27 protein-coding genes are annotated in these 26590 nt (G+C 55.8%); 10 read left to right on the top strand and 17 right to left on the bottom strand.

Annotated elements, in window-relative coordinates:
• Positions 1-67: 67 nt before the first annotated feature.
• Positions 68-2185 carry a recombinase gene (locus ACEQU8_RS03155; protein ID WP_370261403.1) on the top strand — a complete coding sequence of 706 codons (2118 nt, stop codon included), beginning with the start codon at positions 68-70 and terminating at the stop codon, positions 2183-2185.
• On the opposite strand, the gene ACEQU8_RS03150 is transcribed toward ACEQU8_RS03155, so the two are convergent.
• The gene (locus ACEQU8_RS03150) at positions 2182-2748 is read right to left on the bottom strand and encodes a cob(I)yrinic acid a,c-diamide adenosyltransferase (protein ID WP_370261402.1); all 567 of its coding nucleotides are present in this window, start codon (positions 2746-2748) and stop codon (positions 2182-2184) included. The two genes, ACEQU8_RS03155 and ACEQU8_RS03150, sit on opposite strands and share 4 nt — an antisense overlap.
• Before the next feature lie 278 nt (positions 2749-3026).
• Between ACEQU8_RS03150 and thiC the strand changes: the two genes are divergently transcribed.
• Together thiC and ACEQU8_RS03140 are read left to right on the top strand one after the other, a co-directional pair.
• Entirely contained in the window at positions 3027-4943 is a 1917-nt protein-coding gene (gene thiC, locus ACEQU8_RS03145) for a phosphomethylpyrimidine synthase ThiC (RefSeq protein WP_370261401.1), read from the top strand.
• A gap of 326 nt (positions 4944-5269) precedes the next feature.
• The gene (locus ACEQU8_RS03140) at positions 5270-6586 is read left to right on the top strand and encodes a hemolysin family protein (RefSeq protein ID WP_370261399.1); all 1317 of its coding nucleotides are present in this window, start codon (positions 5270-5272) and stop codon (positions 6584-6586) included.
• A gap of 53 nt (positions 6587-6639) precedes the next feature.
• Here the strand turns inward: ACEQU8_RS03140 and ACEQU8_RS03135 are convergent, their stop codons facing one another.
• The 3 genes from ACEQU8_RS03135 to ACEQU8_RS03125 all read right to left on the bottom strand — a co-directional run bounded on the left by ACEQU8_RS03135 (position 6640) and on the right by ACEQU8_RS03125 (position 8863).
• The gene (locus tag ACEQU8_RS03135; RefSeq protein ID WP_370261398.1) at positions 6640-7845 is read right to left on the bottom strand and encodes a CsgG/HfaB family protein; all 1206 of its coding nucleotides are present in this window, start codon (positions 7843-7845) and stop codon (positions 6640-6642) included.
• A gap of 18 nt (positions 7846-7863) precedes the next feature.
• Positions 7864-8181: a hypothetical protein gene (locus ACEQU8_RS03130; protein ID WP_370261397.1), complete on the bottom strand. Its 318-nt coding sequence runs from the start codon at positions 8179-8181 to the stop codon at positions 7864-7866.
• Positions 8182-8275: 94 nt separating this feature from the next.
• Complete coding sequence (locus ACEQU8_RS03125) at positions 8276-8863, bottom strand: hypothetical protein (protein ID WP_370261396.1); 588 nt, start codon at positions 8861-8863, stop codon at positions 8276-8278.
• 199 nt (positions 8864-9062) lie between these two features.
• Here ACEQU8_RS03125 and nadA point away from each other — a divergent pair, with 199 nt between their 5' ends.
• Together nadA and nadC are read left to right on the top strand one after the other, a co-directional pair.
• Positions 9063-10214, top strand: coding sequence for a quinolinate synthase NadA (gene nadA, locus ACEQU8_RS03120; protein ID WP_370261394.1), 1152 nt, complete (start codon positions 9063-9065; stop codon positions 10212-10214).
• The gene (gene nadC / locus ACEQU8_RS03115) at positions 10214-11077 is read left to right on the top strand and encodes a carboxylating nicotinate-nucleotide diphosphorylase (RefSeq protein ID WP_370261393.1); all 864 of its coding nucleotides are present in this window, start codon (positions 10214-10216) and stop codon (positions 11075-11077) included. Before nadA ends, nadC begins: the two co-directional genes overlap by 1 nt.
• Before the next feature lie 28 nt (positions 11078-11105).
• On the opposite strand, the gene nadB is transcribed toward nadC, so the two are convergent.
• From nadB to thiS, 5 genes are all read right to left on the bottom strand, one after another.
• Positions 11106-12710, bottom strand: a complete 1605-nt coding sequence (gene nadB, locus ACEQU8_RS03110; protein WP_370261392.1) for an L-aspartate oxidase — start codon at positions 12708-12710, stop codon at positions 11106-11108.
• Positions 12711-12781: 71 nt separating this feature from the next.
• Positions 12782-14374, bottom strand: a complete 1593-nt coding sequence (locus ACEQU8_RS03105; protein WP_370261390.1) for a putative bifunctional diguanylate cyclase/phosphodiesterase — start codon at positions 14372-14374, stop codon at positions 12782-12784.
• 87 nt (positions 14375-14461) lie between these two features.
• Positions 14462-15202 (bottom strand): tRNA (guanosine(46)-N7)-methyltransferase TrmB, encoded by a 741-nt coding sequence (gene trmB, locus ACEQU8_RS03100; RefSeq protein WP_370261389.1) that lies wholly within the window; start codon positions 15200-15202, stop codon positions 14462-14464.
• A complete protein-coding gene (locus ACEQU8_RS03095) occupies positions 15199-16002 on the bottom strand; it encodes a thiazole synthase (protein ID WP_370261388.1) in 804 nt (267 codons plus the stop codon). The genes trmB and ACEQU8_RS03095 overlap by 4 nt, the downstream gene beginning before the upstream one ends.
• Before the next feature lie 25 nt (positions 16003-16027).
• Complete coding sequence (gene thiS, locus ACEQU8_RS03090; RefSeq protein ID WP_370261421.1) at positions 16028-16228, bottom strand: sulfur carrier protein ThiS; 201 nt, start codon at positions 16226-16228, stop codon at positions 16028-16030.
• Positions 16229-16326: 98 nt separating this feature from the next.
• On the opposite strand from thiS, the gene arsS reads away from it, so the two are divergent.
• The gene (arsS, locus tag ACEQU8_RS03085) at positions 16327-17283 is read left to right on the top strand and encodes an arsenosugar biosynthesis radical SAM (seleno)protein ArsS (protein ID WP_370261386.1); all 957 of its coding nucleotides are present in this window, start codon (positions 16327-16329) and stop codon (positions 17281-17283) included.
• Here arsS and ACEQU8_RS03080 read toward each other — a convergent pair.
• On the bottom strand, positions 17247-18623 hold the full coding sequence (locus ACEQU8_RS03080; RefSeq protein WP_370261385.1) for a hypothetical protein: 1377 nt from the start codon (positions 18621-18623) through the stop codon (positions 17247-17249). The two genes, arsS and ACEQU8_RS03080, sit on opposite strands and share 37 nt — an antisense overlap.
• Positions 18624-18636: 13 nt before the next feature.
• Positions 18637-18801 carry a rubredoxin gene (locus ACEQU8_RS03075; protein WP_305561755.1) on the bottom strand — a complete coding sequence of 55 codons (165 nt, stop codon included), beginning with the start codon at positions 18799-18801 and terminating at the stop codon, positions 18637-18639.
• Between the two features lie 117 nt (positions 18802-18918).
• Here ACEQU8_RS03075 and ACEQU8_RS03070 point away from each other — a divergent pair, with 117 nt between their 5' ends.
• From ACEQU8_RS03070 to hemL, 3 genes are read left to right on the top strand one after another with little or no spacing between them, the layout of a single operon-like run.
• Positions 18919-19683, top strand: coding sequence for a hydroxymethylpyrimidine/phosphomethylpyrimidine kinase (locus tag ACEQU8_RS03070; protein WP_370261383.1), 765 nt, complete (start codon positions 18919-18921; stop codon positions 19681-19683).
• The gene (locus tag ACEQU8_RS03065) at positions 19680-20366 is read left to right on the top strand and encodes a thiamine phosphate synthase (protein ID WP_370261382.1); all 687 of its coding nucleotides are present in this window, start codon (positions 19680-19682) and stop codon (positions 20364-20366) included. The genes ACEQU8_RS03070 and ACEQU8_RS03065 overlap by 4 nt, the downstream gene beginning before the upstream one ends.
• Positions 20363-21652, top strand: coding sequence for a glutamate-1-semialdehyde 2,1-aminomutase (gene hemL, locus ACEQU8_RS03060; RefSeq protein WP_370261381.1), 1290 nt, complete (start codon positions 20363-20365; stop codon positions 21650-21652). Before ACEQU8_RS03065 ends, hemL begins: the two co-directional genes overlap by 4 nt.
• A 27-nt stretch (positions 21653-21679) precedes the next feature.
• Here hemL and ACEQU8_RS03055 read toward each other — a convergent pair whose 3' ends face one another.
• The 3 genes from ACEQU8_RS03055 to ACEQU8_RS03045 form a co-directional block, all read right to left on the bottom strand.
• The gene (locus tag ACEQU8_RS03055) at positions 21680-22129 is read right to left on the bottom strand and encodes a hypothetical protein (protein ID WP_370261379.1); all 450 of its coding nucleotides are present in this window, start codon (positions 22127-22129) and stop codon (positions 21680-21682) included.
• A gap of 93 nt (positions 22130-22222) precedes the next feature.
• Positions 22223-22570 (bottom strand): hypothetical protein, encoded by a 348-nt coding sequence (locus ACEQU8_RS03050; RefSeq protein ID WP_370261378.1) that lies wholly within the window; start codon positions 22568-22570, stop codon positions 22223-22225.
• Between the two features lie 195 nt (positions 22571-22765).
• A complete protein-coding gene (locus tag ACEQU8_RS03045; RefSeq protein ID WP_370261377.1) occupies positions 22766-23080 on the bottom strand; it encodes a PAAR domain-containing protein in 315 nt (104 codons plus the stop codon).
• A 172-nt stretch (positions 23081-23252) separates the two neighbouring features.
• Here ACEQU8_RS03045 and ACEQU8_RS03040 point away from each other — a divergent pair, with 172 nt between their 5' ends.
• Positions 23253-23735 (top strand): Hcp family type VI secretion system effector, encoded by a 483-nt coding sequence (locus ACEQU8_RS03040; protein ID WP_370261376.1) that lies wholly within the window; start codon positions 23253-23255, stop codon positions 23733-23735.
• Here the strand turns inward: ACEQU8_RS03040 and ACEQU8_RS03035 are convergent.
• The 3 genes from ACEQU8_RS03035 to ACEQU8_RS03025 form a co-directional block, all read right to left on the bottom strand.
• Positions 23725-24582: a hypothetical protein gene (locus ACEQU8_RS03035; RefSeq protein ID WP_370261374.1), complete on the bottom strand. Its 858-nt coding sequence runs from the start codon at positions 24580-24582 to the stop codon at positions 23725-23727. The two genes, ACEQU8_RS03040 and ACEQU8_RS03035, sit on opposite strands and share 11 nt — an antisense overlap.
• A 67-nt stretch (positions 24583-24649) precedes the next feature.
• The gene (locus ACEQU8_RS03030) at positions 24650-25513 is read right to left on the bottom strand and encodes a hypothetical protein (protein ID WP_370261372.1); all 864 of its coding nucleotides are present in this window, start codon (positions 25511-25513) and stop codon (positions 24650-24652) included.
• Between the two features lie 20 nt (positions 25514-25533).
• A complete protein-coding gene (locus ACEQU8_RS03025; RefSeq protein ID WP_370261370.1) occupies positions 25534-26571 on the bottom strand; it encodes a hypothetical protein in 1038 nt (345 codons plus the stop codon).
• Positions 26572-26590: the final 19 nt, after the last annotated feature.

Here is a 26590-nt window from a genome sequence, read left to right as displayed (position 1 = left end):
AAATCCGGCAATGTTTTGCCGGGTTTCATCGGGTACACTAGGGCTCACTTGTGTATTCCCGAGCAGCATGGCAGGCAACCCCAACTACAACATTCGCGGCGCATTACTGACCATCCTCAATGGCATGGCGCCCGATTCCAAACACGATGCAGACATCGCACACCTTTGTCACCTCATGGAGTGGTTTAGGGAGGCGGGTGCGGATTCTGATTTCGAGATTGATCGGCGTTTTAACATGATCGCCGAGGCCTTGGAGCGCTCCAACGACCTTCGTTTGAACGTCAAGGGCTACCTCGAACAGTTTTTAAAAGAATCGCGTTATCGCTACACCTTCGCCGAACTGGGCATCTTGGGCAACGAAACCTTTGGCCAGGCCATGAAGAACCGCATCTTCCAGCGGCTGTTGCCAGCCACGGTGGAGGACAAAACGGTTCGGGAATCCCTCAGCCTCATGTTCACCAAGCCCAACGACCACGAGTGGCTGGAAAAAATCAGCGTGGGCAGCTGGGAGCGGCTGTTCCGGGTGCTGGAGTGGCTGGACCCAGCCATGCCCTTGTGGATACGCATTCAGCACGAAATGCTGGAAGCCATGGAAATGTTGGCGGTTCGTATTGCGGCCACCGGCATCGATTCCGAGGTGGTGCGATGCCTGGGCATATCAGACAGGCACACCTCGCCCTTTGTGGAGCAGTTGCTTGAGTTGCGCAGCCTGATTGCGCAGGCGCACGAAAAGTTGGGCAATCAAGCGTCGCTCGAGGATTTGGGTGACCATTTGGATGTGCTGCTTGACCAGTGCACCAAGCAAATCAAGAAGGCCTACGCGCAAGCGCGCGTGCAGGGCATTTCGGTGACCCTGAGTATGCAATTGATCCGCTTGGAGCAATCCATCGCCCGCATGCGCCGCCTGTTGCAACTGATTGGCGCATTGCCTTCCGAAAGCCGGGTGGCCAGCTGTGTTCAGTTTTTGTGTCTACTTACCCGAGAGGAAAACCGCAAGCACTCCATTGGCGACCTGTGGACCAGCATGACCGACAAGCTGGCCCTGCGCATCACCGAGCACGCCAGCCAAACCGGTGAAAAATACGCCACCGAAAGCCGGGCCGAATACTGGAAAATTGGCCGCGCCGCCATGGGTGCGGGTGTGGTGATTGCGTTTTTGTCTTTGTTCAAGGCCATCATTTCGGGCTGGCATTTGCCGCCTTTTTGGGAGGCGGTGTTTTTTAGCCTCAACTACGGCATTGGCTTTGTGATTATTCACATTCTGGGCTTCACCATCGCCACCAAGCAGCCTGCCATGACTGCAGCGCGAATTGCCGCAGCCATCGACGGGGCCAATGGCAAACTGAGTTCGGCAGACCGGGTGGTGGAATTGGTCACCCAGGTTGCCCGCACCCAGTTCATCGCCATTTGGGGCAATGTGATCCCTGCGTTTTTAACGGCATTGCTGGTGGCCGCCGGGCTTACTTTGCTGTTTGGGGCCTCACCGGTGAGTGTCGACAAAAGCAATGTCATGCTGTTGGAATTAAATCCGTTTTTGTCGGGGGCTTTGGCCCATGCAGCGATTGCCGGCATATTCCTGTTTTTGGCTGGGGTGATTTCGGGGTATTACGACAACTTGTCCATTTACCACCGCATTCCAGACCGCTTGCGCAAAGTGGCTTGGCTACGCAAACGCCTGGGGGTGGTGCGTCAGGAAAAACTTGCCGATTATCTGGGCAAAAACACGGGTGCTTTGGCCGGCAACTTCTTTTTTGGTTGCATGCTGGGTTCGGCGGGCTTTGTGGGGCTAATTTTGGGTTTGCCCATTGACATTCGCCACATCACATTCTCTGCGGCCAACTTTGCTTACGCCATTCAGGCGCAAGAGTTTGCTTTGAGCGCCGCTGCGCTGCTGCTGGCAGGCGGGTGTGTGTTGGCCATAGGCATGGTGAACTTGGGGGTCAGTTTTGCGCTGGCTTTTTACACCGCTTTGCGAGCACGTGGCGTGCGTGGTCTGGAGGGCTTTAAGCTCACCGCCCGCGTGGGTCGCCGATTCATCAACAGCCCTGCCGAGTTTTTTTACCCGCCACGGGTGGTGGGCACTGAAGGGGTTGATGGAACGCCAGCGCCACAAGCCAATGCGCAACAGGAGCAGCCTCAGGCACAAGCAGCAGACAAGGCTGCCAACGCCCGCAGCAGCGCTTAAGCTGCGTCTTCGGGACGGTTAAAGCCTTTTTTCCACTGCACATCCCGCACGCCGTGTTTGTGGTGTATCCAGCGAGCGGCCACAAACAAAAAGTCTGACAAGCGGTTTAGGTACAGCAGCAGGTCATCGGGTATGGGTGACTCTTCCCGCAGGTCGACCAGAACGCGTTCGGCCCGGCGACACACCGTGCGCGCAATGTGCGCATAGGCACTGGCGCGCATGCCCCCGGGCAGAATGAATTCATCCAGCCTGGGCAGCGGCTTGTTGAACTCTGCAATTAGCTGGTCCAGCCGGGCCACTGCTTGCGGTGGAAACACGTCAAAACCCGGCATGCACAGGGCTGCACCCAGGTCGAACAGGTCGTGTTGTATGCGCGTTAGCTCGGTGGCCAATGGCTCTGGCAAGGGCTCAGTGAGTAGCAGGCCCAAGTGCGAATTCAGTTCATCAACGTCGCCCATGGCGTGAACCCGCAGGTTATTTTTGGCCAATCGGCTGCCGTCGGCCAGGCCGGTGGTGCCATCGTCGCCAGTGCGGGTGGTGATGCTGGATAGTCGTTTGCCCATGGGTGTATGCCGTGATCTGAAAAAGTGCGAAATTCTTGGTGGCATGTGTGCAACCCGTATTGAGTGGTCGCCAGCACAGGCCTATACTTTGGAGTTTAACGCAGGGGTCCTGGCAAATCGGTTTGCCGGGTGAGAAAAACCCTCACACCTGTGCAGATAATGCTGTTTGCAGGAAGCGTTTCTTCAAGGCGCAGTCTCCGTGTGGGTCGGGCCGGGTTGAATCCTTCGCAGCAGCATTGGTTTAAACCCCGGCAGCAACAACGCCATCAGGAGTATTCATGAGCGCCAATCCCGATTTTCTAGCCGCCACCGCCCGTGTCGACGAGGCCGCTGTTCAACCCTTGCCCAATTCCCGCAAAGTGTATGTGCAAGGTTCGCGGCCCGACATTCAGGTGCCCATGCGCGAAATTTCGCAAGCCGATACCCCCACCGCGTTTGGCGGCGAGAAAAACCCGCCTATTTACGTGTACGACTGCTCTGGCCCCTACACCGACCCCAACGCAAAAATCGATATTCGCTCGGGCCTGGCCCCGGTGCGCGCCCCCTGGATTGAGGAGCGCGGCGACACCGAGGTGTTGTCTGGTCCCAGCTCTGAATATGGCATCGAGCGCTTAAACGACCCCAAGCTGGCCGAACTGCGGTTTAATCTGACCCGCAAACCGCGCCGTGCCATGGCTGGCAAGAATGTGACGCAAATGCACTATGCGCGCCAGGGCATCATCACCCCTGAGATGGAATACATTGCGATTCGAGAAAACCTGCGCCGCCAGGAGTACATCGAAAGCCTGAAGGCCCAAGGCGGCAAAACCGGCGAAAAAATGGCCCAGCTGTTGATGCAGCAGCACCCAGGCCAGTCGTTTGGTGCGGCCATTCCAGAGCAAATCACGGCCGAGTTTGTGCGCGAAGAAGTGGCGCGTGGAAGGGCCATCATACCGGCCAACATCAACCACCCTGAGCTGGAACCCATGATCATTGGCCGCAACTTCCTGGTGAAGGTCAATGCCAACATTGGCAATTCGGCGGTCACTTCTTCCATCGGTGAAGAAGTTGAAAAAATGACCTGGGCCATTCGCTGGGGTGGCGATACGGTGATGGATTTGTCCACCGGCAAACACATCCACGAAACCCGCGAGTGGATTTTGCGCAACAGCCCCGTGCCCATTGGCACGGTGCCCATTTACCAAGCCCTTGAAAAGGTCAACGGCAAAGCAGAAGACCTCACTTGGGAAATTTTCCGCGACACGCTCATTGAACAGGCCGAGCAGGGCGTGGATTATTTCACCATCCACGCGGGCGTTCGCTTGCAGTATGTTCCCCTCACGGCCAACCGCATGACCGGCATTGTGAGCCGTGGCGGATCCATCATGGCCAAGTGGTGTCTGGCGCACCACAAAGAAAGCTTCCTGTACACGCACTTTGAAGACATTTGCGAGATCATGAAGGCCTACGATGTGAGCTTTTCACTGGGCGATGGCCTGCGCCCCGGTTCCATTTACGATGCCAACGATGAAGCCCAACTGGGCGAGTTGCGCACCCTGGGCGAACTCACCCAGATTGCCTGGAAGCACGATGTGCAGGTGATGATCGAAGGCCCGGGCCACGTGCCCATGCAGCTCATCAAAGAGAACATGGACATTCAGTTGAAAGAATGCCACGAAGCCCCGTTTTACACTTTGGGCCCGTTGACCACCGACATCGCCCCGGGCTACGACCACATCACCAGCGGCATCGGTGCGGCGCAAATTGGCTGGTATGGCTGCGCCATGCTGTGCTATGTCACCCCCAAAGAGCACTTGGGCCTGCCCAACAAGAAGGATGTGAAAGACGGCATCATCACCTACAAAATTGCCGCCCATGCGGCCGACCTGGCCAAGGGGCACCCAGGCGCCCAGGTTCGCGACAATGCTCTGAGCAAGGCGCGTTTTGAATTCCGCTGGGAAGACCAGTTCAACCTTGGCCTGGACCCAGACACCGCGCGTGAATTCCACGACGAAACCCTGCCCAAGCAGAGCATGAAAGTGGCGCATTTCTGCTCCATGTGTGGCCCGCATTTCTGCTCCATGAAAATCACGCAAGATGTGCGCGAATACGCTGAAAAACTCGGCATGAACGAGCAAGATGCGCTTAAAAAGGGCATGGAAGAGAAGTCCATCGAGTTTGTAAAATCGGGCGCCCAGGTCTACCACAAGCTGTAAAAGCATCGGTTTGCCCAGCCTTGGCGTGCTCAGGCCCCATTTGGGTGCGCCCACAAGGGCAAGCTGCTGTTTTTTTTGAAAAATTGACACCGCTTCAAATGCTTTGTAGCATTGGGCGGTGTTTTTTTTTAATAGGAGTGCTCGGGCCTTTCCCGACCCTTTATGGACAGTTCCAGTTGTCGAAGTTGCTCCAACTTCTACCCCTCGCCCAGCGCGAATCCCCACACATCTTCCGGTTTTTCTCTCATTTCGCTCAAGGTTCCCGCCACACGCGCCGATGCAGGCCGATTTGTTGCGCTTGAATCCATTTCTAGTGGAGCTGCAACATGGAAGTGCTAATTTTGATTGGTCTGATTGTGACCAATGGCTTGTTTGCCATGTCCGAAATCGCTTTGGTCACTGCCCGCAAAGCCCGCTTGACCAAATTGGCCGCTGAAGGCGACTCCGCAGCCGCCGTGGCCTTAAAGCTCGGTGAAGACCCCACCAAATTCTTGTCCACCATCCAGATTGGCATCACCTCCATCGGTGTGCTCAGCGGTATTGTGGGTGAGGCCGTGCTGGCCAAGCCCCTGGCCTTGTGGATGATCAGTGTGGGTCTGGAGGAAGGCACAGCCAATGTGGCGTCCACAGCCCTGGTGGTGGTGGGCGTGACTTACTTCTCGATTGTGGTGGGTGAACTGGTGCCCAAACGCTTGGGGCAAATCAGCCCCGAGGCCATTGCACGCCTGGTGTCGCGTCCCATGCAGGTGCTGGCCATTGCCACGCGCCCCTTTGTGCTGCTGCTGTCGGTGTCCACCCGCGGTTTGTTGCGCGTGATGGGCGTGAAAGAAAACAACGACAGTGGCGTGACCGAGGAGGACATTCACGCCATGCTGGACGAAGGCTCGGTGTCTGGGGTGATTGAAAGCAGCGAACACGCCATGTTGCGCAATGTGTTCCGCTTGGACGATCGCCAACTGGGCTCGCTCATGATTCCGCGTTCAGACGTGCTGTACCTCGATATTCGCCTGCCCCAGGAAGAGAACCTGAAGCGAGTGATCGAATCGGAATATTCGCGATTCCCTGTGGTTGATGGCAGCTTGGACAAACTGCTGGGCGTTATTCATGCCAAGCAGGCCCTGGCCTATGCTGCACAGGGCAAAATGCCCGACTTTTCCAACAACCTTCAGCCTTGCGTGTTTGTGCCAGAAACCCTCACTGGCATGGAATTGCTCGATCAATTCCGTGCCAACAGCATGGACATGGCCTTTGTGATCGACGAATACGGCGAACTGGAAGGGCTGGTGACCCTGCACGATTTGATGGAAGCCCTCACTGGCGAATTCAAACCCCGCAACGTGGAAGACTCTTGGGCTGTTCAGCGAGACGATGGCTCGTGGTTGCTCGATGGGGCCATTGCCATTCTTGAATTGAAAGACACCCTCAACATCAAGACCGTGCCGGAAGAAGAAAAGGGCCGGTACCACACCCTCAGTGGCATGGTGATGTTGTTAACAGGCCGCCTGCCTGCCACCGGCGACAGCGTGGATTGGGAGGGTTGGCGTTTTGAAGTGGTGGACATGGATCACAAACGAATCGACAAGGTGCTGGCCAGCCGGTTACCTGAGCCCATTGAGGGAGAGGTGATTGGTGATGATGGCTAATTCGTTCAAGTCCCGTGCTTAAAATAAAAACGGTCTCAAAAAGAGGCCGTTTTTTATCGTAGCATGGGCCGGGTGCCCCAAAGCAGTTTTTCTTGCATTTGCCGATTGTTGCTGGCTGCCTCCGGGCTTGTGCTGTTGGCAGGGGCTTGCGGATTGGCGGTGCCAAACAGACCTTTGAGTGGGCCCACTTCGCTTTGGCTGGCAGCCACAGCGTCCGCTTGCTCTTGTTGTGTGATGATTTCGCCAGTGTAGGGGTCAATCAAGATGTCGTTCCCACCAGATGAGCCATTGTTGGTGGGCGGTGGAGTAAGCACCACAGGGTTGCTGGTGGTTGTCCTAGAGGTTGGAGTGGACTGCGCGGCGTTGGCCGAATTGCTGTTGACGGTGCGAGCAGCTTTGCTTACATGGGTGGCCTGTGCTTCGGCTTGCCCCGGGGTAAGAGCCAGTTGAGCACAGCGTTGTGCTGGCAGCTGGTTCATTTCGGTCACCATGTTGAACACGGCCTGTTCAATGACCATGCGCACGGCTTTTTGGATGGGCTCTTGCGTGCGCTCAGCCGAAGCAACGTCCACCAGGCCATCGCTAAACAGGCGGAAGTACCCCCCGTTTAATTCGGTTCCGATGATCTGTTTTTGCAGGCTCTGCACATTCACCACTTCGAGGGTTTTGGTGTTGACCACGCGCAGGTCTACGGCGACATTCATCACAAAATAGCGCGCTGCCGCACCAATGAAGCGGATGGAAGATTCAACGCTGCCACTTCGGATGTTGTAGTTCACCTCGGTGATTCCACCCACGATGTGAAAGTCTGACCCGGGCAGTGAGCCCGAGAAAATGCGGCGATGCGCATTGCTGCCTGGTTCGTCAGTGATCAGCTTGTTGTCTGAGTATTTAAGCTCCATGTCTGCAATGGAGGGGTCGAAACGCTCCACCATGGGCACGCCCGCCTTGGCCAGTGCTGAAATCACCATGAGCGCTGCACCTTGGGTGATGCGTTTGCCGTTGGTGAGGTCTTCTTTGCCAGTAAAGTCGCTGACCCTGCCCACCGCAAAGCGTTTGGCCCCACCCGGTGACTGCCCAAGCATGGGCCGAACACATTCCAGCGAACGGCTGTAGCGGGTTTTGTTTTCGACCACGCTTGCGCCATCAAAGGCAGTCACGTAATCGGCTTCGTTGAACGACGGCAAGGTGGTGCAGGCGCTGCTTAAACAGGCCAAGGCGGCCAGCAGGGCTTTTGGGGGAATGGAGGTGGGAAGCATGCGTGGGCCTTTGCGGACTTAAAAACCACCGTCGATGGTGGCGCGTTGTGAGCCGTTGTTGATCTGCGTGGCGTTGATCACCACAGTGTTGTTGTTGCCCTCGGTTTGGACGTTGATGAGGTTACCGATGGCCGTGGCTGCAAAGCCCCAACCGGGCGATTCAACTGAGGTGCGGTTGAAACGAGAGTCGCGGGTGACGCCGGCGGGTGAGTCGATGTCAGTGACGTTGCGCATACCGAAGGGGGTTTCGAAGGAGCTCACATTGCCCTCAAAGGTTTGGGCCAGGCTGGTGATGTGAAACAAAAGTGCGAACGGCAAAACGAGCAGATGCCTCATGGGGGGTCCTCAAGTAAAGAATGTTGCGCAGCAGGTGCTTGCCTGGCGCTTTGTTGCTCAAGCCTTGGGTTTAAGCAAGGCTTGAGAAGGTTCCTTATGGACGGCGCACGCCCACGGAAATGTTGTTGCCAATGGCGCTTGCATTGGCTGTGAGCTTGGTGGGGTCCCAGCGGTATTCCACCAGGGCGTTTACATTGCCCACGTTGCACTGGGCCAGAGACAGCTCTGCCAGGCTTGTGTTTTCAAGAGACAGGTTGATGTTGTTGCCCACGGCGATGGATTCCAGGGCCACGGCACCAGTCACTGACTTGGAATGCAACTGCAGATCAACCGAAGCCAGCTTGTCGCCCATATTGCTTTGGGAAATGTGACGAACCGGGGCTTTGGCCATGTTGCTGAGGTCGATGCTGACGTTGTTGCCAATGGCTGTGGCGTTGGCTGAAATGTTGCCTTTGTCGCGCATGATCACGTTATTGAGGTCGACCACCGCTGCGCTTTTGCCAGTGTTGGCTTGCACAATGATGCCGTTGTGGTTGGGGCTGAGGTAGTAGCTGGTGTCAAAGTTGACCTCGACGCCGACTTCGACCTTGCAGTCGGGGCCGGTGCAGGTGGCCGAGGCCACGCCGTGTGCAGACAGCATGGCGAGCAGCAGCGCAGTGGTTTTAAAGGGCTTTGTAAGCATGAAGAGTTCTCCGGAAGTTTGGACCTGGCTCACCAAAATGGGCCATGCATTCAATAAATGCCTAGCTTGTGTGGCGGTTGTTCAATAAAAGTTCTCGAGCGAGCTTGGGTCTGCAATTCAGTGGGGGCTTTGCCCAAAACACAGGCATTTGGGGCGTGGGCGGAGTAAAATGTCGGTTTTGTGACGTGGTGTGTGTATTGTGAACACGGTCGAGATCAAGCCTGTTGAATTTGATTTGCCCAGCCAGGCCAGCCCGGCCAGCAGTTGCAAGCCCTCCCAAGCGTGGGCCAGGGTGCCGCAGCAGCCCGCCCCAGAAGAAAAAGCCCAACTCAAAGCCGAAATCAAAAGCCTGTTGAAAGCCCGGGATGCCGTGCTGGTGGCCCACTATTATGTGGATGCCGAGTTGCAGGATTTGGCCGAAGAAACCGGCGGTTGCGTGTCCGATTCCCTGGAGATGGCTCGTTTTGGGCGCGAAAGCAAACAGGCCAATCTGGTGGTGGCCGGTGTGCGCTTCATGGGCGAGACCAGCAAAATTTTGAACCCAGAAAAGCGTGTGTTCATGCCCGATCTGGATGCCACCTGCTCGCTTGACCTGGGGTGCCCCGCCGCTGAATTTAACGCCTTTTGCGATGCACACCCCGATCGCACCGTGGTGGTGTACGCCAACACCAGCGCTGCGGTGAAGGCCCGAGCCGACTGGATGGTGACCTCCAGCATTGCCTTGGACATTGTGAGCCACCTGCATGCACAGGGCAAAAAGTTGATCTGGGCGCCCGACCGGCACTTGGGCAAATATATTCAGGCACAAACCGGTGCCGACATGCTGCTATGGCAGGGCTCTTGCCTGGTGCACGATGAATTCAAGGCCGAAGAGCTCAAGCTTTTAAAAGCGCAGCACCCCGAAGCCATGGTGTTGGTGCACCCTGAGTCGCCTGCCGATGTGGTGGCCTTGGCCGATGTGGTGGGTTCAACCACGCAACTGATTCGCGCCACCCAAACCCCTGGTGTAAGCACATTTATTGTGGCAACCGACAACGGCATTTTGCACAAAATGCGGCAGTTGGCCCCCGGCAAAACCTTGATTGAGGCTCCAACCGCGGGCAACGCGGCCACTTGCAAAAGCTGCGCTCATTGCCCCTGGATGGCCATGAATGGCCTGCGCAACCTGCGTGATGTATTAAAAACAGGTTTTGACACCGGCTTGGGTGAGGTGCAAGTGGACCCCACCCTGGGTCAACAGGCCTACCGTTGCATCGATCGCATGCTCAGCTTTGCCAAAACCCACGGAATTTCCGGGCCGCGTGGCCAAGGGCGTCTTGAAGCAGCCCACAAAGGGGTGGGGCCCGCATAATGAAAAATGAAATTTTCAGGTCGTTTGGGCCTGCCTTGGAATTGGCCTTGCTGGACAACGTGCAGCGTGCCATCACCGAAGACCTGGGCAACACCGATTGGACCGGCCTTTTGGTGCCAGAAAACAAGCCTTGCGCTGCCCATTTGCTGTGTCGCGATGCCGCGGTGGTGTGTGGGCAGCCTTGGTTTGATGCCGTGTTTGCAGCCCTCTGCCCGTCGGCCACCGTGCATTGGCTGGTCCAGGAAGGCGATTGGGTGCAGCCGGGCACTGTGGTGTGCAAAATAGAATCGCTTGCAAGGCCTTTGCTCACGGCAGAGCGCTCGGCCATGAATTACCTGCAGTTGCTCAGTGCCGTGGCCACTCGCACCCGCCACTTTGTGAAGCTGGTGGAGGGCACCCAGGCCAAAATTCTAGACACCCGAAAAACCTTGCCCGGCATGCGCCTGGCTCAAAAATACGCGGTGCGTGTGGGTGGAGGCCTGAATCAGCGCCTGGCCTTGTATGACGGCATTTTGATCAAAGAAAACCACATTGCAGCCGCGGGAGGCATACCCCAGGTGCTGGCCAATGCCAAGGCTTTGGGCGCAGCCCATGTGCCGGTTCAAATTGAGGTTGAAAACTTGCAGCAACTGGAAGAAGCGCTGGCCGCCGGTGCTGTATCGGTGTTGTTGGATAATTTTGACTTGCCCACCATGCGCGAAGCGGTCAAACGAACCGCAGGCCGCGCGTTGCTGGAAGCCAGCGGGGGGGTGAACGAATCCACCGTGCTGGCCATTGCACAAACCGGGGTCGACCGCATTTCGATTGGTTCGCTCACCAAAGACATTCAAGCGGTGGACTATTCACTGCGTGTGCTTGATTAAGCGCGACGCAGTGCTGCCCGGGCCCGGTCTAGCCCCGTTTTTTGGCCCTTTGCAGCACCGTTGGAAACGCCTTGGGCAGGGTATTGGGGTAGTCGGCACTAAAATGCAGGCCGCGGCTTTCTTTGCGGCTGAGGGCGCTGGTCACAATCAAATCGGCCACGTCCACGAGGTTGCGTAGCTCCAGAAGGTCACGGCTGACGCGGAAGTTGCTGTAGAACTCCAAAATTTCCTCGCGCAACAGTTGAATGCGGTGCTGCGCACGCTCCAATCGCTTGTCGGTTCGCACAATGCCCACATAGTTCCACATGGTTTGGCGCAGCTCAGCCCAGTTGTGCGAGATCACCACTTCTTCATCGGGGTCGGTTACCCGGCTTTCATCCCAGTCGGGCAGGCCCATGGTTTCGCGATGGGGTTTGCTCAAAATGTGCCGCGATGCGGCCTGGCCCAACACCACGCATTCCAGCAGGCTGTTGCTGGCCAGGCGGTTGGCGCCGTGCAGGCCGGTGTAGGCCGTTTCGCCCACCGCATACAAACCCGGAATGTCGGTGCGGGCATGCTGGTCGGTGACCACGCCGCCACAGGTGTAGTGTGCCGCGGGCACCACAGGAATGCCCTGCTTGGTGATGTCGATGCCAAGCTCCAGACAGCGCTTGTAAATGGTGGGGAAGTGCTTCTTGAGCTTGTCGGCGGGTTCGTGGCTGATGTCCAGGTACACGCAGTCCAGGCCGCGTTTTTTCATTTCAAAGTCAATGGCCCGGGCCACCACGTCGCGCGGAGCCAGCTCTGCGCGCTCATCGTGCTCGGGCATGAAGCGGGTGCCATCGGGCAACTTGAGCAGCCCCCCTTCACCACGCACGGCCTCGGTGATCAAAAAACTCTTGGCGTAGGGGTGATACAGGCAGGTGGGGTGGAATTGGATAAATTCCATGTTGGCGATGCGGCAACCTGCGCGCCAAGCCATGGCAATGCCGTCGCCGGTGGCTGTGTCTGGGTTGGTGGTGTAGTTGTACACTTTGCCCGCTCCCCCGCAGGCCAGCACCACGTAGGGGCAGGTGAGGGTCAGCACGCGTTGGCTGTTTTCGTCCAGCACATAGGCCCCCAAAATGCCAGCCTTTTTTTCGTTCAAGCGGTCGCCTGTGATGAGGTCGATCACCATGTGGTGCTCAAACAGGGCGATGTTGGGGTGATTGCGGGCTTTGGCTTCCAGCGTGGTTTGCACTGCATCGCCCGTGGCGTCGGCCACATGCAGAATGCGGCGCCGGCTGTGCCCGCCTTCGCGGGTCAGGTGAAAGCCATGGGGTTCGGTGTTGCTGGGGCCTTCTTCGTCTTCCCGGGAAAAAGGCACACCTTGCTCAACCAGCCAGTCAATGGCACTGGAGGCGTTTTCAAGGATGAACTGCACGGCGTCCCGCTCGCACAGGCCGCCCCCGGCCACCAGGGTGTCTTGCACATGCTCTGCCACGCTGTCGGCCGGGTCGCGCACGGCGGCAATGCCGCCTTGAGCCCATCGGCTGGCTGAGTCGGACACCGAACGTTTGCAGATGATGGCCACTTTCAGTTTGTCTGCCAATTGCAAGGCGGTGGTTAGGCCAGCCAAACCACTGCCGATGATGGCGACGTCGAATTGATTCATTTTCAAGATGCTGCTTTGGGTATGAATGCTCACAGCAACATCATATCCAAGGCGGTGTGGCCGTGCTTGGCTTAAACCACATTTTGATCGATTGGCACCTTATTTGACGCAGGCTGCAGCAGGGCGGTGTGGTTGCCCACCAGGTGCTTGATGCGGAATTCATCGAAGGGCATGGGGCGTGACAGCCAGTAACCTTGCAGGTAGTCGGCGCCCAGTTGGCGAACCAGTTCGTATTCAGCCTGGGTTTCCACGCCCTCGGTGGTGACCACCAGCCCCATGATGTGGCCCATTTCGATGGTCGATTCCAAAATGATTTGCCCATCGGTGTCGCGGTCTGCACCCTGCACCAGCGAGCGATCAATTTTAAGCTCAGTGACTGGAAAGCGCTTCAGGTAAGCCAGCGAGGAGTAGCCGGTGCCAAAATCGTCAATTGCAATTTGAAAACCCATGTCCGAAAACCGGCCCAACACGTCCAAGGCCTGTTCGGGGTCGCGCATGGCCGCACTCTCGGTGATCTCAAGCATCAAGTGGCGGGAGGCTTCGGGTTGCAGCCGGTGTAAGCGCGCCACGTACTGCACCAGAGAGAGGTCTTCCACATCCAGCGCAGACAGGTTCAGCGACAAGCGAAGGTTTTGATGCACGCACAGGGCTGCAATGTCGTAGGCTTTGCGCAGCACCAAGCGGGTGATTTCTTTGATGAGCCCGGTTTGTTCGGCCAGTTCAATGAAGCCGCCCGGGGCAATCAGCCCTTTGTTGGGGTGATTCCAGCGCAACAGCAACTCAGCCTGGTTGATGCTGTTGTTGCGCAGATTAAGTTTGGGTTGTACGTAAAAGCAAAACTGCTCGTGGGCAATGGCGTCGCGCAGTTGTGCAATCAGTTGCAGACGGTCTGCGGCGCGTTGTTCAAAACGCGGCTCAAATTCCAGCCAGGTTTGGCGGGTTTTTTTGGCCAGCTGCCGGGCAATTTCTGCCCGGCGCAACAGGGCCTCTGCACACTGCCCATGTTCAGGGTAATGGGCAATGCCTGCATGGCCTTGAAGGTCCAGTTTGTGATGGCGAAGGCGAAGTTCGCCCTGCAGCAGGCGCAGCATGGGAAACCGCGCCAGTTTGATGGCCAGCAGTCGCCGGGGTATGACCACGCAGAATACTGAGCCTTCCACCCGGGCCAATACCACGTTGTCCCGGCACACGCGGCGCGCTTTGGTGGCCACCCGAATCAAAATTTGGTCAGCCACCTCGTGGCCCAAGACCTCTTGAATGGCATCCATGTTGTCCACGCTCCAGGTGAGCACAGACAGGGGTTCACGCGCCCGGTGGGTTCGGTCGCTTAAGGCCAGTTGCAGGTACGCCCGGTTGAACAAGTGCGTGAGTTGGTCTTGGTACGCCGTGCGCCGAGCCTGCTGTTCACGCTCTTGTAGGTGTTGGGCGGTTTGGTTGATGGCATGCACCAAGGCGTTCACAGCCGACAATTTGCCAAATTGAAGCCGCACATCGAAGTTGCCTTGGGACAGTTGCTGTGCGCAGGTGGTCAGGTCGTATAAGGGTTTTAATACCCAGGCGCGCACTTTACGAAGCAGCCACCATGCAAAGGCCAGGGCCACTGCGCTAAGCCACAGGCCGTGTTCAACTGCGCTCAGGGCTGAAAGGTTGGGTATGTAGGGCATGGGCTTGCTTGTGGCAATGCATTGAAGGCATTACAACAAAGCAAGCTTGGCTTGGGCATACCGCAAGCGGGTTGCGTTGGCCGTGGTTCAGGCGGCTTGGGATTTGCGTTGGTACAGCAGGTCCCACACGCCGTGACCCAGTTTCAGGCCACGGTTTTCGAATTTGGTCAGAGGGCGATCATCGGGCCGCGGCGAAAACCCCTGGCCTGCCATGTTGGCCCAGTCTGGGGCGGCTTCAAGCACCTCCAGCATGTGGTGTGCGTAGTTTTCCCAGTCGGTGGCGCAATGTAAAACGCCATTGGGTTTCATTTTGGTGGCCAGTTTGGCCACAAACTCAGGTTGAATCAGCCTGCGTTTGTGGTGCTTCTTTTTACGCCATGGGTCTGGAAAATACAGCAGCACTTTGTCCAGGCTGGCATCGGGGATCATGTCTTGCAGCACCTCGACCACGTCGTGGGAGATGATGCGAATGTTTTGCAGCCCTTGTTCTTCAATTTTTTTAAGCAGGGAGCCCACGCCAGCGGTGTAAATTTCAACGCCCAGGTAATTGACTTGTGGATGAGCAGCCGCAATTTTTGCCGTGGTTTCGCCCATGCCAAAGCCAATCTCGAGCCAGTTGGGGGCATTTCTACCCCAGCGTTGCGCAAAATCGATGGGGCTTTGTGGCGCGTAGGCAATGCCCCACACCGGCATGCCCTGTTCAACCGCGCGTTCTTGAGCGCGGGAAATGTGCCCGCGGCGTTTAACGAAGCTGCGAATGTGTTTGTTGCGAAACGGGTTGTCGTCTTCGGCTTCTGGGGGGGGTGGTTGGGTGTTGCTTGGGGTCATGGTTTGCTGGGGGAAATCACACCCTCGGTGGGCGAGGATGGGCTGGCGGTGTAAAACTTTTTTGGCATTCTGCCCGCCAAAAAGGCTTGGCGACCTGCTTCAGTGGCCAAGCGCATGGCACGCGCCATTTGCACAGGGTGCTGAGCCTTGGCGATTGCGGTGTTCATGAGCACGCCGGCACAACCCATTTCCATGGCAATCGCGGCATCGGAGGCGGTGCCGACCCCGGCGTCTACAATCACGGGCACTTTGGCTTTTTCAAGAATCAGATGGATGTTCCAGGGGTTTAAAATCCCCATGCCAGAGCCAATGAGCGAGGCCAGTGGCATGATGGCTTTGCAGCCAATGTCTTCCAGTTTGCGGGCGGCGATGGGGTCGTCAGAGCAATACACCATGACATCAAAACCATCGGCCACCAGTTCTTTGGCGGCCACCAGGGTTTCGTCCATGTCGGGGTAGAGGTTGTTGGGGTCGCCAAGTACTTCGAGCTTGCACAGGTTGTGGCCGTCCAAAAGTTCGCGGCCCAGGCGCAGGGTGCGCACAGCATCTTTGGCGGTGTAGCAGCCTGCCGAGTTGGGCAGGTAGGTGAATTCGCTGGGAGGCAAGTATTCGAGCAGGCTTGGCTCATCGGCATTTTGGCCGATGTTGGTTCGGCGTATGGCCACAGTCACGATTTGGGCGCCGCTTTCTGTGATGGCTTGGCGGGTTTGTTCCAGGCTGGCGTATTTGCCGGTGCCCACCAAAAGCCGGCTGGTGAATTCTCGCTGGCCAACGCGCCAGGTGTCTTGGGTGCTGCTCATGAATCACTGCTCCTTGGGTTTGGGCTTAACCACCGCCCACCGCCACCACGATTTCCAGTTCGGCGCCCGCAAGCAAGGGCGTGCTGGCATGTTGGCTTTTGGGCACAATTTCACCGTTCATTTCAACCGCGATTCGCTTGCCTGCCAGTTGCAATTGCTCAAGCAGGTCGGCCACGGTGCTGCCGGGGGCCATGTGCTGAATTTTGCTGTTGACTGTAACCTGAATCATGGCGCGAACGAATGAGCTTGTGAGTTTGTTACCATCCCAATATTGTCGCACTTTAGCGTTGCAAATTCGGCAGGCAGCGCACATTCGAGGTACCCATGCATTCAACCGTTCACTTGCTCAAAAGCACTTCATTCCCCCGGGTAACGCGCCTGAAGCTTGACACCCTGCAAGTGAACCTCGGTTACCTGTGCAATCAAAGCTGCACCCATTGCCATGTGAATGCAGGCCCCAATCGCACCGAGCTGATGCAAGACGAGCAAGTGGATGGCCTAATTGCCCTGATGCAGCAAGGCTGGGTGAAACAGCTTGACCTCACGGGCGGTGCACCCGAGATGAACCCAAGGTTCAAGCGTTTGGTGGCGGCGGCCAGACAGGCCAATGTGCACGTGATTGACCGTTGCAACTTAACCATCCTGAGCGAGCCCGGTTACGAGGACCTGGCGGAATTTTTGGCGGATCATGAAGTCGAGATTTTTGCGTCCCTGCCGTGCTACCTGGAAGACAACGTCGACAAACAACGTGGCAAAGGCGTGTTTGATGCCAGCATTCGTGGTCTGCAATTGCTCAATGCGCGCGGTTATGGCGAGCAATTGTCGCTTAACTTGGTGTTTAACCCACAAGGCCCCGTATTGCCGCCCCCACAGGCCAGCCTGGAGGCTGATTACAAGCGCGTGTTGTTTGACAAATTTGGTGTGCGTTTCAACAACTTGGTGACCATCACCAACATGCCGATTGCACGGTTTGGCAGCACCCTAATTAGCAAAGGCACCTTTGATGCCTACATGAACACCTTGAAAGGCGCATACCGGGAAGACAATTTGAAGGCTGTGATGTGCCGCAGCCTGGTGTCGGTGGACTACCAGGGGGTGCTTTACGATTGCGACTTCAACCAGCAACTGGGCTGGCCCATTCGCGATGCCAATGGCCGCGCACTGACCCTGGCCGATTTGGGACGCAACAGCCTGGATTCGATTGACGTGGTGGTGGGTGACCACTGCTACGGCTGCACGGCGGGTCAGGGCAGCAGTTGTGGTGGCGCCTTGGCCGCTTGAGGGGTGCTGGTGCCCGACTTGGGCATGGCAGCCAGCGGTTGGCTGCTTGATATCAATCGTTTGGCCAGCATCAGCGCTTGTTCAGATTCGGTGGAGGCTGCCTCTGCGTAGTGCTCTATTTGCTTAAGAAGGTTGCTCCAGGCGGTTTGGTTCACAGCCATGTACTCGGCCAAACGGTGAGATTCGTGTTGGCCCATGTTGATTTTTTGGCTGGCCAGCACCAAGCCCTCGATGGCTTCTTTCAGGGCCTGTTGGCTTTGCTCCACCAGGTGCTGCAGCTGGGCATTGCGATCAGGCTCCGACAGGCTTAACTCCATCTGTGAGTCGTCGAGCCGAGTGAGCAACTGGCGACTTACCTCGCCGGCTTTGCGAAGCCCTTGGGCGGCGCTGCGAATGTCCCCACGCAAACCCTCCAATTGGCTTTGCATGATCTCCATGTGGGAGTCGGCCCGTTGGTTGCGCTGTTCACTGTTTAGCGCTGTTTTGGCCACCTGCGTGCCTTGGGCTGACAGTTGGTGGAAAGACCTGGCGAACTGCAACACCGTTTGCCCACTGTGGCGAAGCTCCTCCAATTGTTGGCCAATTTGCATCAGGGTGGTGCGATGCTCCAGTTGCTGGTTTTTGTTCAATGCGTTCAGCACGCCTTGAAGCGCTTGGTGCGCGCCGGCCAACTGGTTTTGTTGGGCTTCCTGAGTTTGAAGTGCGCGTCCAAGCAGGTGTATGCGGTGCTTCAATGCGCTGGTTTTGCGCAGGCTCCACCAGTTTAAGCCCAGGGCAGTGCTGGCCAGGCCGAGCAGGATGGCCAAACCATAGGCCACCAACAACAGGCCGTTTTGCCCCTGCTCTACATGCTGCTGAAGCGCCGCCAATTTGGGCAGGGTGTCCAGGCGCAGTTGGGCTTCTGCTTTGGCAATGCTTTGTGCATTGGTATTCACGCCCGCCACTGGCCGCGAGAGTGTCTCGATGGATTGAGTGAGCAACAACTGCAGGGTTTGGCGATGCAGGCTGCCAAACCAGTCGCTGTGGCCCTCGCGGGCGATAAACTGGCCAAACCCCAACAGTTTTTTAAGAGCCTGTGGGGCCAAGGCGTCGGTTTGGCCTTGGTTGAGTGTGTTTAATTCTTGATGCAGCGCCGCATGCACCGCCGCAATGTGGGCCAAGTGCTGTTGCTTTTGAAGGTGGCCTTGGACATGCATCCACATGGCAAACATCAGAACCAGAAGCGCAAACACCCCCATGACCAGGGCGCCTTGGCCCAACTGCCGCACAAACTTGGGCCTGACCGGGGTGGGGGCATGGTCTTCAAATGAAGGGCCTGGGCCAGGTGTTTGTGCGGTCATCAGTCCTCAAAAATTAAATTTGGGTCATCTCGAAATCTTCTTTGCGGGCGCCGCACTCGGGGCAAACCCAGTTGGGTGGCACATCTTCCCATTTGGTGCCTGGGGCAATGCCTTCTTCAGGCAAACCGGCCGCTTCATCGTATACCCAACCGCAAATCAAGCAAATCCAAGTGTTCATTCTGAGTACTTCCAAGAAAATTTTTTTCAACGGGTGGATAATACTGAGTTTGGCAGGCAATCACAAAGCCTGCGGGTTTTTTTGGGTTTTTCAATGCTTCAGCACAGGCCTTTGGTTTTGACGTTTTCGGCCTCGGACCCCACAGGTGGTGCGGGTTTGCAGGCAGACCTGCTGGCTGTTTCTGCGCTGGGTGGGCACGCACTCACGGTGGTCACCGGGCTGACCGCACAAAACACCCAAGGCGTACTTCGATTTGAGCCGACCACCGCCGACTGGGTGGCTGCCCAATTGGATGCTCTGTTGACCGATTCCCTACAACCCTGTGCATTCAAAGCCGGTGTGCTTGGCAGCCAGCATGCCGTAGACGCCCTGCTGGGTGTGAAGGCCCGTTGGCCCGGTGTTCCATTGGTGGTGGACCCCGTTCGTGCTTCGGGGCGGGGCGATGGTTTTGGGGCCGAGGCGTTGTTTGAGTACCTCAAAACGGCGCTGTTTCCTGTGGTGGACGTGTTGACCCCCAACTGGCCCGAGGCGCAGGCTTTTACCGGGCAAAGCCAGCCTGAAGCCGCTGCCCAAGCGTTGCTGGGCATGGGCTGCAAAGCGGTGTTGCTGAAGGGTGAGCACTTGCCTGGCGGGCAGGTGGTCAATTCTTTGTACACAATCAATGCCGCCCCGGTGGTTTGGCCCTGCGAGCGGTTGCCCGGGCAATACCATGGTTCGGGGTGTACCCTGGCCAGTGCATTGGCCACCTTGCTTGCCCTGGGGCAGCCTTTGGAACACGCCACAGGCTTGGCCCTGGACTACACCTGGCACACCTTGGCGCACGGATTTGATGTGGGTGAGGGGCAGGCCATACCCGACCGATTATGGAGAGCGAAGCCATGAACAACGCAGCGCGCATTGAAGGCGTCTATGCCATCACGCCGGAGCTGGGTGGGGCGTGGACCGAGGATGCCTTGCTCGAATGTGTGCAAGCCGCTTTGCAAGGGGGGGTGAAGTTGCTGCAATGCCGCCAAAAAGCATGGGCGGAGCCGCAGTTGCGGGGCTTGGTGGGGCAATTGTTGGGCCTTTGCGAAACACATGGCGCCGGCCTGATTGTGAACGACGCGCCCTCGGAATGGTTGGCGGCTTGGCCGCAGGCCTGGCAGAACAGCCCCAGCCTGTTGGGCTTGCACCTGGGCCAGCACGATGAGCCTATTTCCACCGCCCGCGCTCACTTGCCCCTGCCTTGGGTGCTGGGGGCTTCTTGTTACAATCGCATCGAAGTGGCCCAGCAGGCGGTGGCCCAGGGTGCAAGTTATGTGGCTTTTGGTGCTGTGTTTGCAAGCCCCACCAAACCGCAAGCAGTGCGGGCGCCCTTGGCCTTGTTTCAGCAAGCCAGCGCGTTGGGGGTGCCCAGTGTAGCCATTGGCGGCATTGGCGTGGTACACCTGCCTTTGTTGAAGGCCGCTGGTGCCAATGCCGTGGCCACGGTGAGTGGTTTGTTTGGCGCACAGCCCAATCCGCATGAAGTAAAACACAACGCCCGTTTGTGGGTGAAAACCTTTGAATCTGGAGTAGCACAATGAGTCGCAATGCAGCGCTGTTTGAAAGAGCCCAACGCACCATTCCCGGTGGTGTTAATTCCCCGGTGCGGGCATTTCGATCGGTGGGTGGTACTCCCCGGTTTTTTAAGCGCGCCAGCGGCCCGTATGTGTGGGACGCAGATGACAAGCAATACATCGACTACATTGGTTCGTGGGGCCCCGCTGTGTTGGGGCATGCACATCCCGACGTGATCAAAGCGGTGCAAGACGCCGCAGTGAACGGCTTAAGTTTTGGAGCGCCCACCGAGGCCGAAATCGTCATGGCCGAAACCTTGTGCCAAATGTTGCCCTCGCTGGAGCAAGTGCGTTTGGTAAGCTCCGGTACAGAAGCCACCATGAGTGCCATTCGCCTGGCCCGTGGTTTTACAGGCCGCCCCACCATTGTGAAGTTCGAAGGCTGCTACCACGGCCATGCAGACAGCTTGCTGGTGAAAGCAGGCTCTGGCTTGCTCACCTTTGGCAACCCCACCTCGGCGGGTGTGCCCGAAGATTTTGCCAAACACACCCGTGTGCTGGACTACAACAACGTGGAGCAATTGCACGAATTGTTCAAAGCCAGCGGTGACCAAATTGCTTGTGTGATTGTGGAGCCTGTGGCCGGCAACATGAATTTGGTGAAACCCACGCGCGAGTTTTTAACCGCTTTGCGCGAGCTTTGCACCCAGCATGGAAGCGTGCTTATTTTTGATGAAGTGATGACCGGCTTCCGTGTGGGCCCGCAGGGCGTGCAAGGGGTGTATGGCATTACACCGGACCTCACCACGCTGGGCAAAATTATTGGTGGCGGCATGCCTGTGGGCGCTTTCGGTGGGCGCAAAGACATCATGGGCTGCATTGCCCCCTTGGGCCCGGTTTACCAGGCGGGCACCTTGAGTGGAAACCCGGTGGCGGTGGCCGCTGGCTTAACTACACTTTGCCTGCTGCAACAACCTGGGTTTTACGAAACCCTGGCCACGCAAACACGCAAGCTGGTGGAGGCGTTCAACACCACGGCCTATGCCCATGGCGAGACCTTTTGTGCAGACAGCATTGGTGGCATGTTTGGTATTTATTTTAGTGAAAAAGTGCCGGGCAGCTTTGCAGAGGTGAATGCCTCAAACCGTGAGCGATTCAACCGCTTCTTCCATGCCATGCTGGATGCGGGTGTTTACTTGGCGCCCTCGGCGTTTGAAGCTGGCTTTGTGTCGGTGACGCACAATGACGATGTGATCGAGGCCACTCGAGTGGCCATCGACAAAGCGTTCAGTGCGATTGCCATTCAAGGGTAAAGCGCCTCGCAACTCAAAAAGGCTGCACTAGCAATCCCTGTGCGCAGGCGAAAGCGCGATGGAGACCAGGCAGTGGGGTTCGGATTGAGAAAATCCAAACGACAATTCGCCCCAAGTGAATTCATGTTTGTATGCGATCTGCTCGTGCTCCGAATGCCCTCTCGGCACTTGAATAAGTTGCAGAGGCTGATACAGATTTTCAACACTTGATTTACTGTAGCAAGAACCCGATATCTGAATGATCAAAAAGCCTGTGCTTTTACTCTTGGGGCCGGGTTGGCGAAACTCGATTTTTTCAAGCAATAGCCCCCTCACCGTCCCGACATGAGAGGCTTGGAAAACCTGGCTGTACTCATCAGATTCTGTACCATTGAGCACCAGTGCCTTACCAAGCGTCGATTGGATTTTCTCTAGGGTCAATCCTTTGCTTGATGTGAAACCCTGAATTAGGTGGCCGAGTTCCTCAGATTGATTCATTGCTATTGCATCCGACGTCAGAATGGAAGTTGTTACGCACATCAAAGTACACAGAAACACTTGAACATGAGATCGCATTTTTTGGATTCTTGGCTATTTACCATAATGTTTGTCATACCAACCACCGTAGTACTTGATGTAATTCTCTCCAGTGGTGGAGGTTATCTCCTTTTGTCCGACTATTTGTCCAAGCTCGCGAATCGCTTTCGCTTTGTTGCCATTTTTCAAGAATGCGTCATAAATTCTTGAATACTCGGCGTGATTTGCTTGATTGCCAGCGATGCCTATATTGGGCCCACCATTGGTAAGAATTTCGCGCTGGACCTGTATGTTTTTCATGGTTGCAGCACCCTCATCGTCCAGTACATCGTTCAAATAAGACTGTCTTGAAGAAACATCATTTTTAGGTCCGTGCATGGCATGACCTACTTCATGGGCCAAGACTTGAACCAAGTTTCTTGGGTCGTTTTTGAGGTTTGAGTCTAGCAGTATTGTGCGCGTTGATCGGTTTAGGCTTGACCCCTGGCCAACTGGACCAAATTTGATTTTGAAATCATGCGCTCTTATGTGATCAAGATCCTTAATCAAGGTGGGTGATTTTGCAATAAGTTGGTCGACTGATGCACCCAGTCCACTTTATATATTTTTGTTCGAATCATCAGGCGCTGGTGCTGTGACACCCGCAGCGGCTGCGATCAAGGTGGCGCCGCAAGCGGTTTTGTGGCCATGCAATGCAAGTGGAATGTTGTTGGCGGTAACAGACCCCAAACCTTCCACAATGGTGAAGGAGTGCGGTTTGCAAAGCGGGCAGGTGACCATGTCGCCCAGGCGGGCCACAGGGATGCCGTTGACGGTGACATTGGGGCTTCCAGAAACCACCACCCCGCCGTGGGAGGTGGTGTCGCCCACCAGAATTTGGGCGCGGCCATGGATGAGGGGCCTGTTCGACATGCGGGGCGTGTGCGTTTGTAATGCCCTTCAGTGACAGCGTCGCATTGATGGTTCACAGGCTGCTTGGTTCTGCATGGCATCACCCATACGAGGTGAGCAGGGGCTGTGTTTATAACCCTGCAGGTGTGCTGATTACACTGGTGACCTTTTCAATTCTTTGGAGCTTGTGTCAATGCCAGCAGATTTATTTTTGAAGGTGGGCGGTATTACTGGTGAGTCGGTTGATGCAAGCCATGCAGGCGAGATGGAACTGCTCACTGCACGTTGGGGCATGCAAGTGGCGGTGGGCATCAATGGCGGTATGTTGGCGCCTGCGGGTAAGTCAGAAATAAAGGCCCTTCGGGTTGAAAAGCGTGTTGACCGAGCATCGCCAACCCTGCATGCCCAAACTTGTGTGGGTCAGCATTATGACTCCATGGTGCTCACCAAACGCAAGCAGGGATTGGTGCCACTGGAGTATTTGCGCATCACCTTCAAGGATGTGATTGTGAGCGATATCGATATTTCGTTGGGTGCCGGCGAAGACGGCGATTTGGAGGTGGTCACTTTCGCATTCAGTGAATTCAAAGAAGAATACAAGCCGCAACTTGGAGACGGTGCGGGCAGCGCCTGTGTGGCAGCTGGGTATAACTGCGTAAAACGAATCAAGTTTTAGAGCTGGCGAGGTAAGCTTGGTACGCCTCAATGTGCTGGTTGAATAACCGTAGATTGAGTGCTCGTATGGGCGCCGGGAGGTGGTGCTTCACGTAGTCGTGGCGCCATTTGAGCCTTTGATCAAAATTTCTCAAAACAAACTTTTTACTGGCTTTCCCTTCGTGGGCTATAAGGTAAATGACCTGCCCCAAAGTCATGAAAGTCAAACCCCAGAAGTATCCACTAGGAATCATGACCCCCACTTTTGCGATAAGGTTTTTTACTTGAGTTGTCTCTGCCGAAACGGAGGGAACAAGAAAAAGCTGCAGCATGATCAACCCTACGATAAACAAAACGATGGCCAACGTCTTAATGCCTCGTGGGGCCTCACTTGTTTCAAAGCAGTGAGCTGAAGAGTAAATGTTGATGCTCATGAGGCAAACCGGCTCTGTCGGGGAGTCTTTATGTTTTTCCAGCCTAATGTGTGTATCCAAGTAGGCCCATGAGAATCCAATTATTGCTGCTACCAGCGAATAAAATGCGTTGAAGAAACGAGCCTGATCCGACTCAAAAAGATTTGATCCAATTCGCCAAGCCAACAACTCCGGAAAGGTGAAAATCACAGACAGAGGAGTAAGCGCAAGAATGCCAATGACAACTGATGAGAGTGTTACAGAGGGCATGACAAACACGGTGTAATACAGCCAAACATACGCTGTCAGCGACGCACTTAAAAAGACGATTAGCCAGGTTACGACAGACCATTCCAAAGCCCACGCTAGCGGGGTGGCGACCCCAAATCCAAGCCCTAACCCCACACATAGTGCGGAAAGCAGAAAGTCATAAAAAGGCAGATAGGGCTTTAACATGCAGGTCACACTCCAAACAAGGTTTTTGTTTGTTCCTCGATTAGTGAGGAGCGAATGCCCGCAGCGGTCATCTTTTGGAGCTGGCGAGGTAGGCCTGGTACGCCTCAATGTGCTGGTTAAATAACCGTAGATTGAGTGCCCGTATGGGCGCCGGGAGGTGGTACTTCACGTAGTCGTGGCGCCACTTCAGTTTGTCATCATGATTGCAGTGGCTCAGTGATTCAAAGCCGTACCGATTACAAAAGGCCGCTATGTGAATATTTTCGCCAATCAGAATTCCAGCGTGCATGTGCAAAATTAGCGTGATTAATGCCAAAGCCACGTGTAGAACAATCGCACTAATATACTTGGGGTGTGGCGGGCTTAAATTTGTCACTCCCACCCACACAACCAGCCCGGCAAGGATGCTCATCAGCAAGATGAGCCCCCAAATTTTGCTGATGGTTAGTTGGGTATCGTAACTGTGGTTATTCGGATATATCCACATGAGCCAAAGATCAATCCAGGGTTTGTTTGTGTAGGCTTTGATAGTTAGGGTCGATCGAGCATTTCGATATGCAGTCCATGCGGAAGTAATCAGGACCAGCAGACTAAATGTGAAAAATTTCCACGGCCAATGGGGTTCACTCGACTCGCTAATCTTGTTGCTCCAACTGAGAACCAAATCGCCCTGAAAAGTGAAAACGCTGAAACAGTAGATGCCAAAAAAGGTCAGTGGGATGAGTGTGTTTGCACTTGGCTTCATTCCAAACTCGATGTGATACACCATCGTAAAAGCCACAATTAAGCAAGCCATTGCCAAAGCACTGCCTATGATGAAATTGATTTCATGGACGTAAATGAATAGATGCACTGTGCTGAATGTCAGCATGCCGAAAACAGCGAGCACTTTTCTAAAAAAGATGAATTGCGTTGTCTGAGTTCCTAACATGTCTTGTGTCTCACACTGGCTTAGGAATTACCAAACAATGATTGGGCTTTGTGCTCAATCTGTATTTTGAGGTCGGAGGTATCGTAAAACACCCCAATAAAAACCGCACTCAAGAGGCCAATAACAACGAGTGGTGCACCTGCTAAACCGAAAATGACGGCGGCACTCACACCTGCTGCATAACCTCCCGCCAAAGCAAGTGCGTTGCCGGTTTGATTTTTTACAGAATCCACCGCAAATTGCTTGTAGTTGAATTTTTGATCCAACTTGGCGTGGTGGTTGTAGTTGTTCAAAACGTCAGTAATCAGCGTGGGGGCAAAGGCCAGCGCTCCACCCGCCTTGATGGAGCCCAGCCAGGGGGCACCTTGCAGCCTGCGTAACTCCCACAATTCGTCAGACATTTGACGGCTCAAGCTTTGCACCTTGCCGTATTTGAATGCATCTTTGCCCAAGGACTTGCTGCGGATGTTCTTGCTAATCGCTTGGTATTGGTGTTTTTCGAGCAGGGTGATTTGTTTGGCATTGGGCTGGCGTATGCGTAGCATTACATCGGCGTGTTTGCCAAATTGGTTTGGTCCCTTTAAACCCACGACTTTAAGTTCTACACCGTTACCTAGCTTGACTGTACGGGCTTTGCCGCTGGCCATCATGGCCCCAAACTCTTTTTGAAGCTTGCCGGTAAACCGCGCCTTCACCAGCGCTTCAATGAGGTTGGCCAAATTGCCGGGGAGGTTGTTGGGACCAAACAATTGCATTAACAAGGCGCTGGTGAGTGCTCCCCTTTCAACTGCGGAAACCAGGGTAGATGATTGGTGGGCGTCCAAATGGACGGTCATCATCATGACCCCAGCCACGGGGTCTTGCTGCATCACTTGGGGCAGCATGGCCAGGCTGACTTTGGCGTCGGGTTCAAAGTGGCCCAAAAAATCCATTTCCTGATGCAGGTAAAGTGGTGTAGAGCCATCGTGGCCATTGAGCGCACGGGTAAAGGCCAGTTGAAGGGACTGGGCGCGGCGGCGCAGGTGGTCTTCGTGGAAGGTGCTGGCTGGGGAATTCATGCCGCTGAGGGTTCAAGAA

The organism is Limnobacter sp., assembly GCF_964228395.1.
Lineage (GTDB): Bacteria > Pseudomonadota > Gammaproteobacteria > Burkholderiales > Burkholderiaceae_B > Limnobacter.
The sequence above is the reverse complement of the archived record's forward strand: the minus strand, read 5'-3'. Positions and strand labels throughout refer to the sequence as shown.

Bases quoted from the DNA above. Each gene is read 5' to 3' on its own strand.
- ACEQU8_RS03150 (WP_370261402.1), bottom strand. From the start codon at position 2,748: ATGGGCAAACGACTATCCAGCATCACCACCCGCACTGGCGACGATGGC.
- ACEQU8_RS03040 (WP_370261376.1), top strand. From the start codon at position 23,253: ATGCCAGCAGATTTATTTTTGAAGGTGGGCGGTATTACTGGTGAGTCG.
- ACEQU8_RS03130 (WP_370261397.1), bottom strand. From the start codon at position 8,181: ATGAGGCATCTGCTCGTTTTGCCGTTCGCACTTTTGTTTCACATCACC.
- ACEQU8_RS03125 (WP_370261396.1), bottom strand. From the start codon at position 8,863: ATGCTTACAAAGCCCTTTAAAACCACTGCGCTGCTGCTCGCCATGCTG.
- arsS (WP_370261386.1), top strand. From the start codon at position 16,327: ATGCATTCAACCGTTCACTTGCTCAAAAGCACTTCATTCCCCCGGGTA.
- ACEQU8_RS03075 (WP_305561755.1), bottom strand. From the start codon at position 18,801: ATGAACACTTGGATTTGCTTGATTTGCGGTTGGGTATACGATGAAGCG.
- thiC (WP_370261401.1), top strand. From the start codon at position 3,027: ATGAGCGCCAATCCCGATTTTCTAGCCGCCACCGCCCGTGTCGACGAG.
- ACEQU8_RS03055 (WP_370261379.1), bottom strand. From the start codon at position 22,129: ATGAATCAATCTGAGGAACTCGGCCACCTAATTCAGGGTTTCACATCA.
- trmB (WP_370261389.1), bottom strand. From the start codon at position 15,202: ATGACCCCAAGCAACACCCAACCACCCCCCCCAGAAGCCGAAGACGAC.
- ACEQU8_RS03080 (WP_370261385.1), bottom strand. From the start codon at position 18,623: ATGACCGCACAAACACCTGGCCCAGGCCCTTCATTTGAAGACCATGCC.
- ACEQU8_RS03030 (WP_370261372.1), bottom strand. From the start codon at position 25,513: ATGTTAGGAACTCAGACAACGCAATTCATCTTTTTTAGAAAAGTGCTC.
- nadC (WP_370261393.1), top strand. From the start codon at position 10,214: ATGAAAAATGAAATTTTCAGGTCGTTTGGGCCTGCCTTGGAATTGGCC.
- ACEQU8_RS03035 (WP_370261374.1), bottom strand. From the start codon at position 24,582: ATGTTAAAGCCCTATCTGCCTTTTTATGACTTTCTGCTTTCCGCACTA.
- ACEQU8_RS03135 (WP_370261398.1), bottom strand. From the start codon at position 7,845: ATGCTTCCCACCTCCATTCCCCCAAAAGCCCTGCTGGCCGCCTTGGCC.
- ACEQU8_RS03065 (WP_370261382.1), top strand. From the start codon at position 19,680: ATGAACAACGCAGCGCGCATTGAAGGCGTCTATGCCATCACGCCGGAG.
- ACEQU8_RS03095 (WP_370261388.1), bottom strand. From the start codon at position 16,002: ATGAGCAGCACCCAAGACACCTGGCGCGTTGGCCAGCGAGAATTCACC.
- ACEQU8_RS03155 (WP_370261403.1), top strand. From the start codon at position 68: ATGGCAGGCAACCCCAACTACAACATTCGCGGCGCATTACTGACCATC.
- ACEQU8_RS03105 (WP_370261390.1), bottom strand. From the start codon at position 14,374: ATGCCCTACATACCCAACCTTTCAGCCCTGAGCGCAGTTGAACACGGC.
- ACEQU8_RS03045 (WP_370261377.1), bottom strand. From the start codon at position 23,080: ATGTCGAACAGGCCCCTCATCCATGGCCGCGCCCAAATTCTGGTGGGC.
- hemL (WP_370261381.1), top strand. From the start codon at position 20,363: ATGAGTCGCAATGCAGCGCTGTTTGAAAGAGCCCAACGCACCATTCCC.
- ACEQU8_RS03140 (WP_370261399.1), top strand. From the start codon at position 5,270: ATGGAAGTGCTAATTTTGATTGGTCTGATTGTGACCAATGGCTTGTTT.
- nadB (WP_370261392.1), bottom strand. From the start codon at position 12,710: ATGAATCAATTCGACGTCGCCATCATCGGCAGTGGTTTGGCTGGCCTA.
- ACEQU8_RS03025 (WP_370261370.1), bottom strand. From the start codon at position 26,571: ATGAATTCCCCAGCCAGCACCTTCCACGAAGACCACCTGCGCCGCCGC.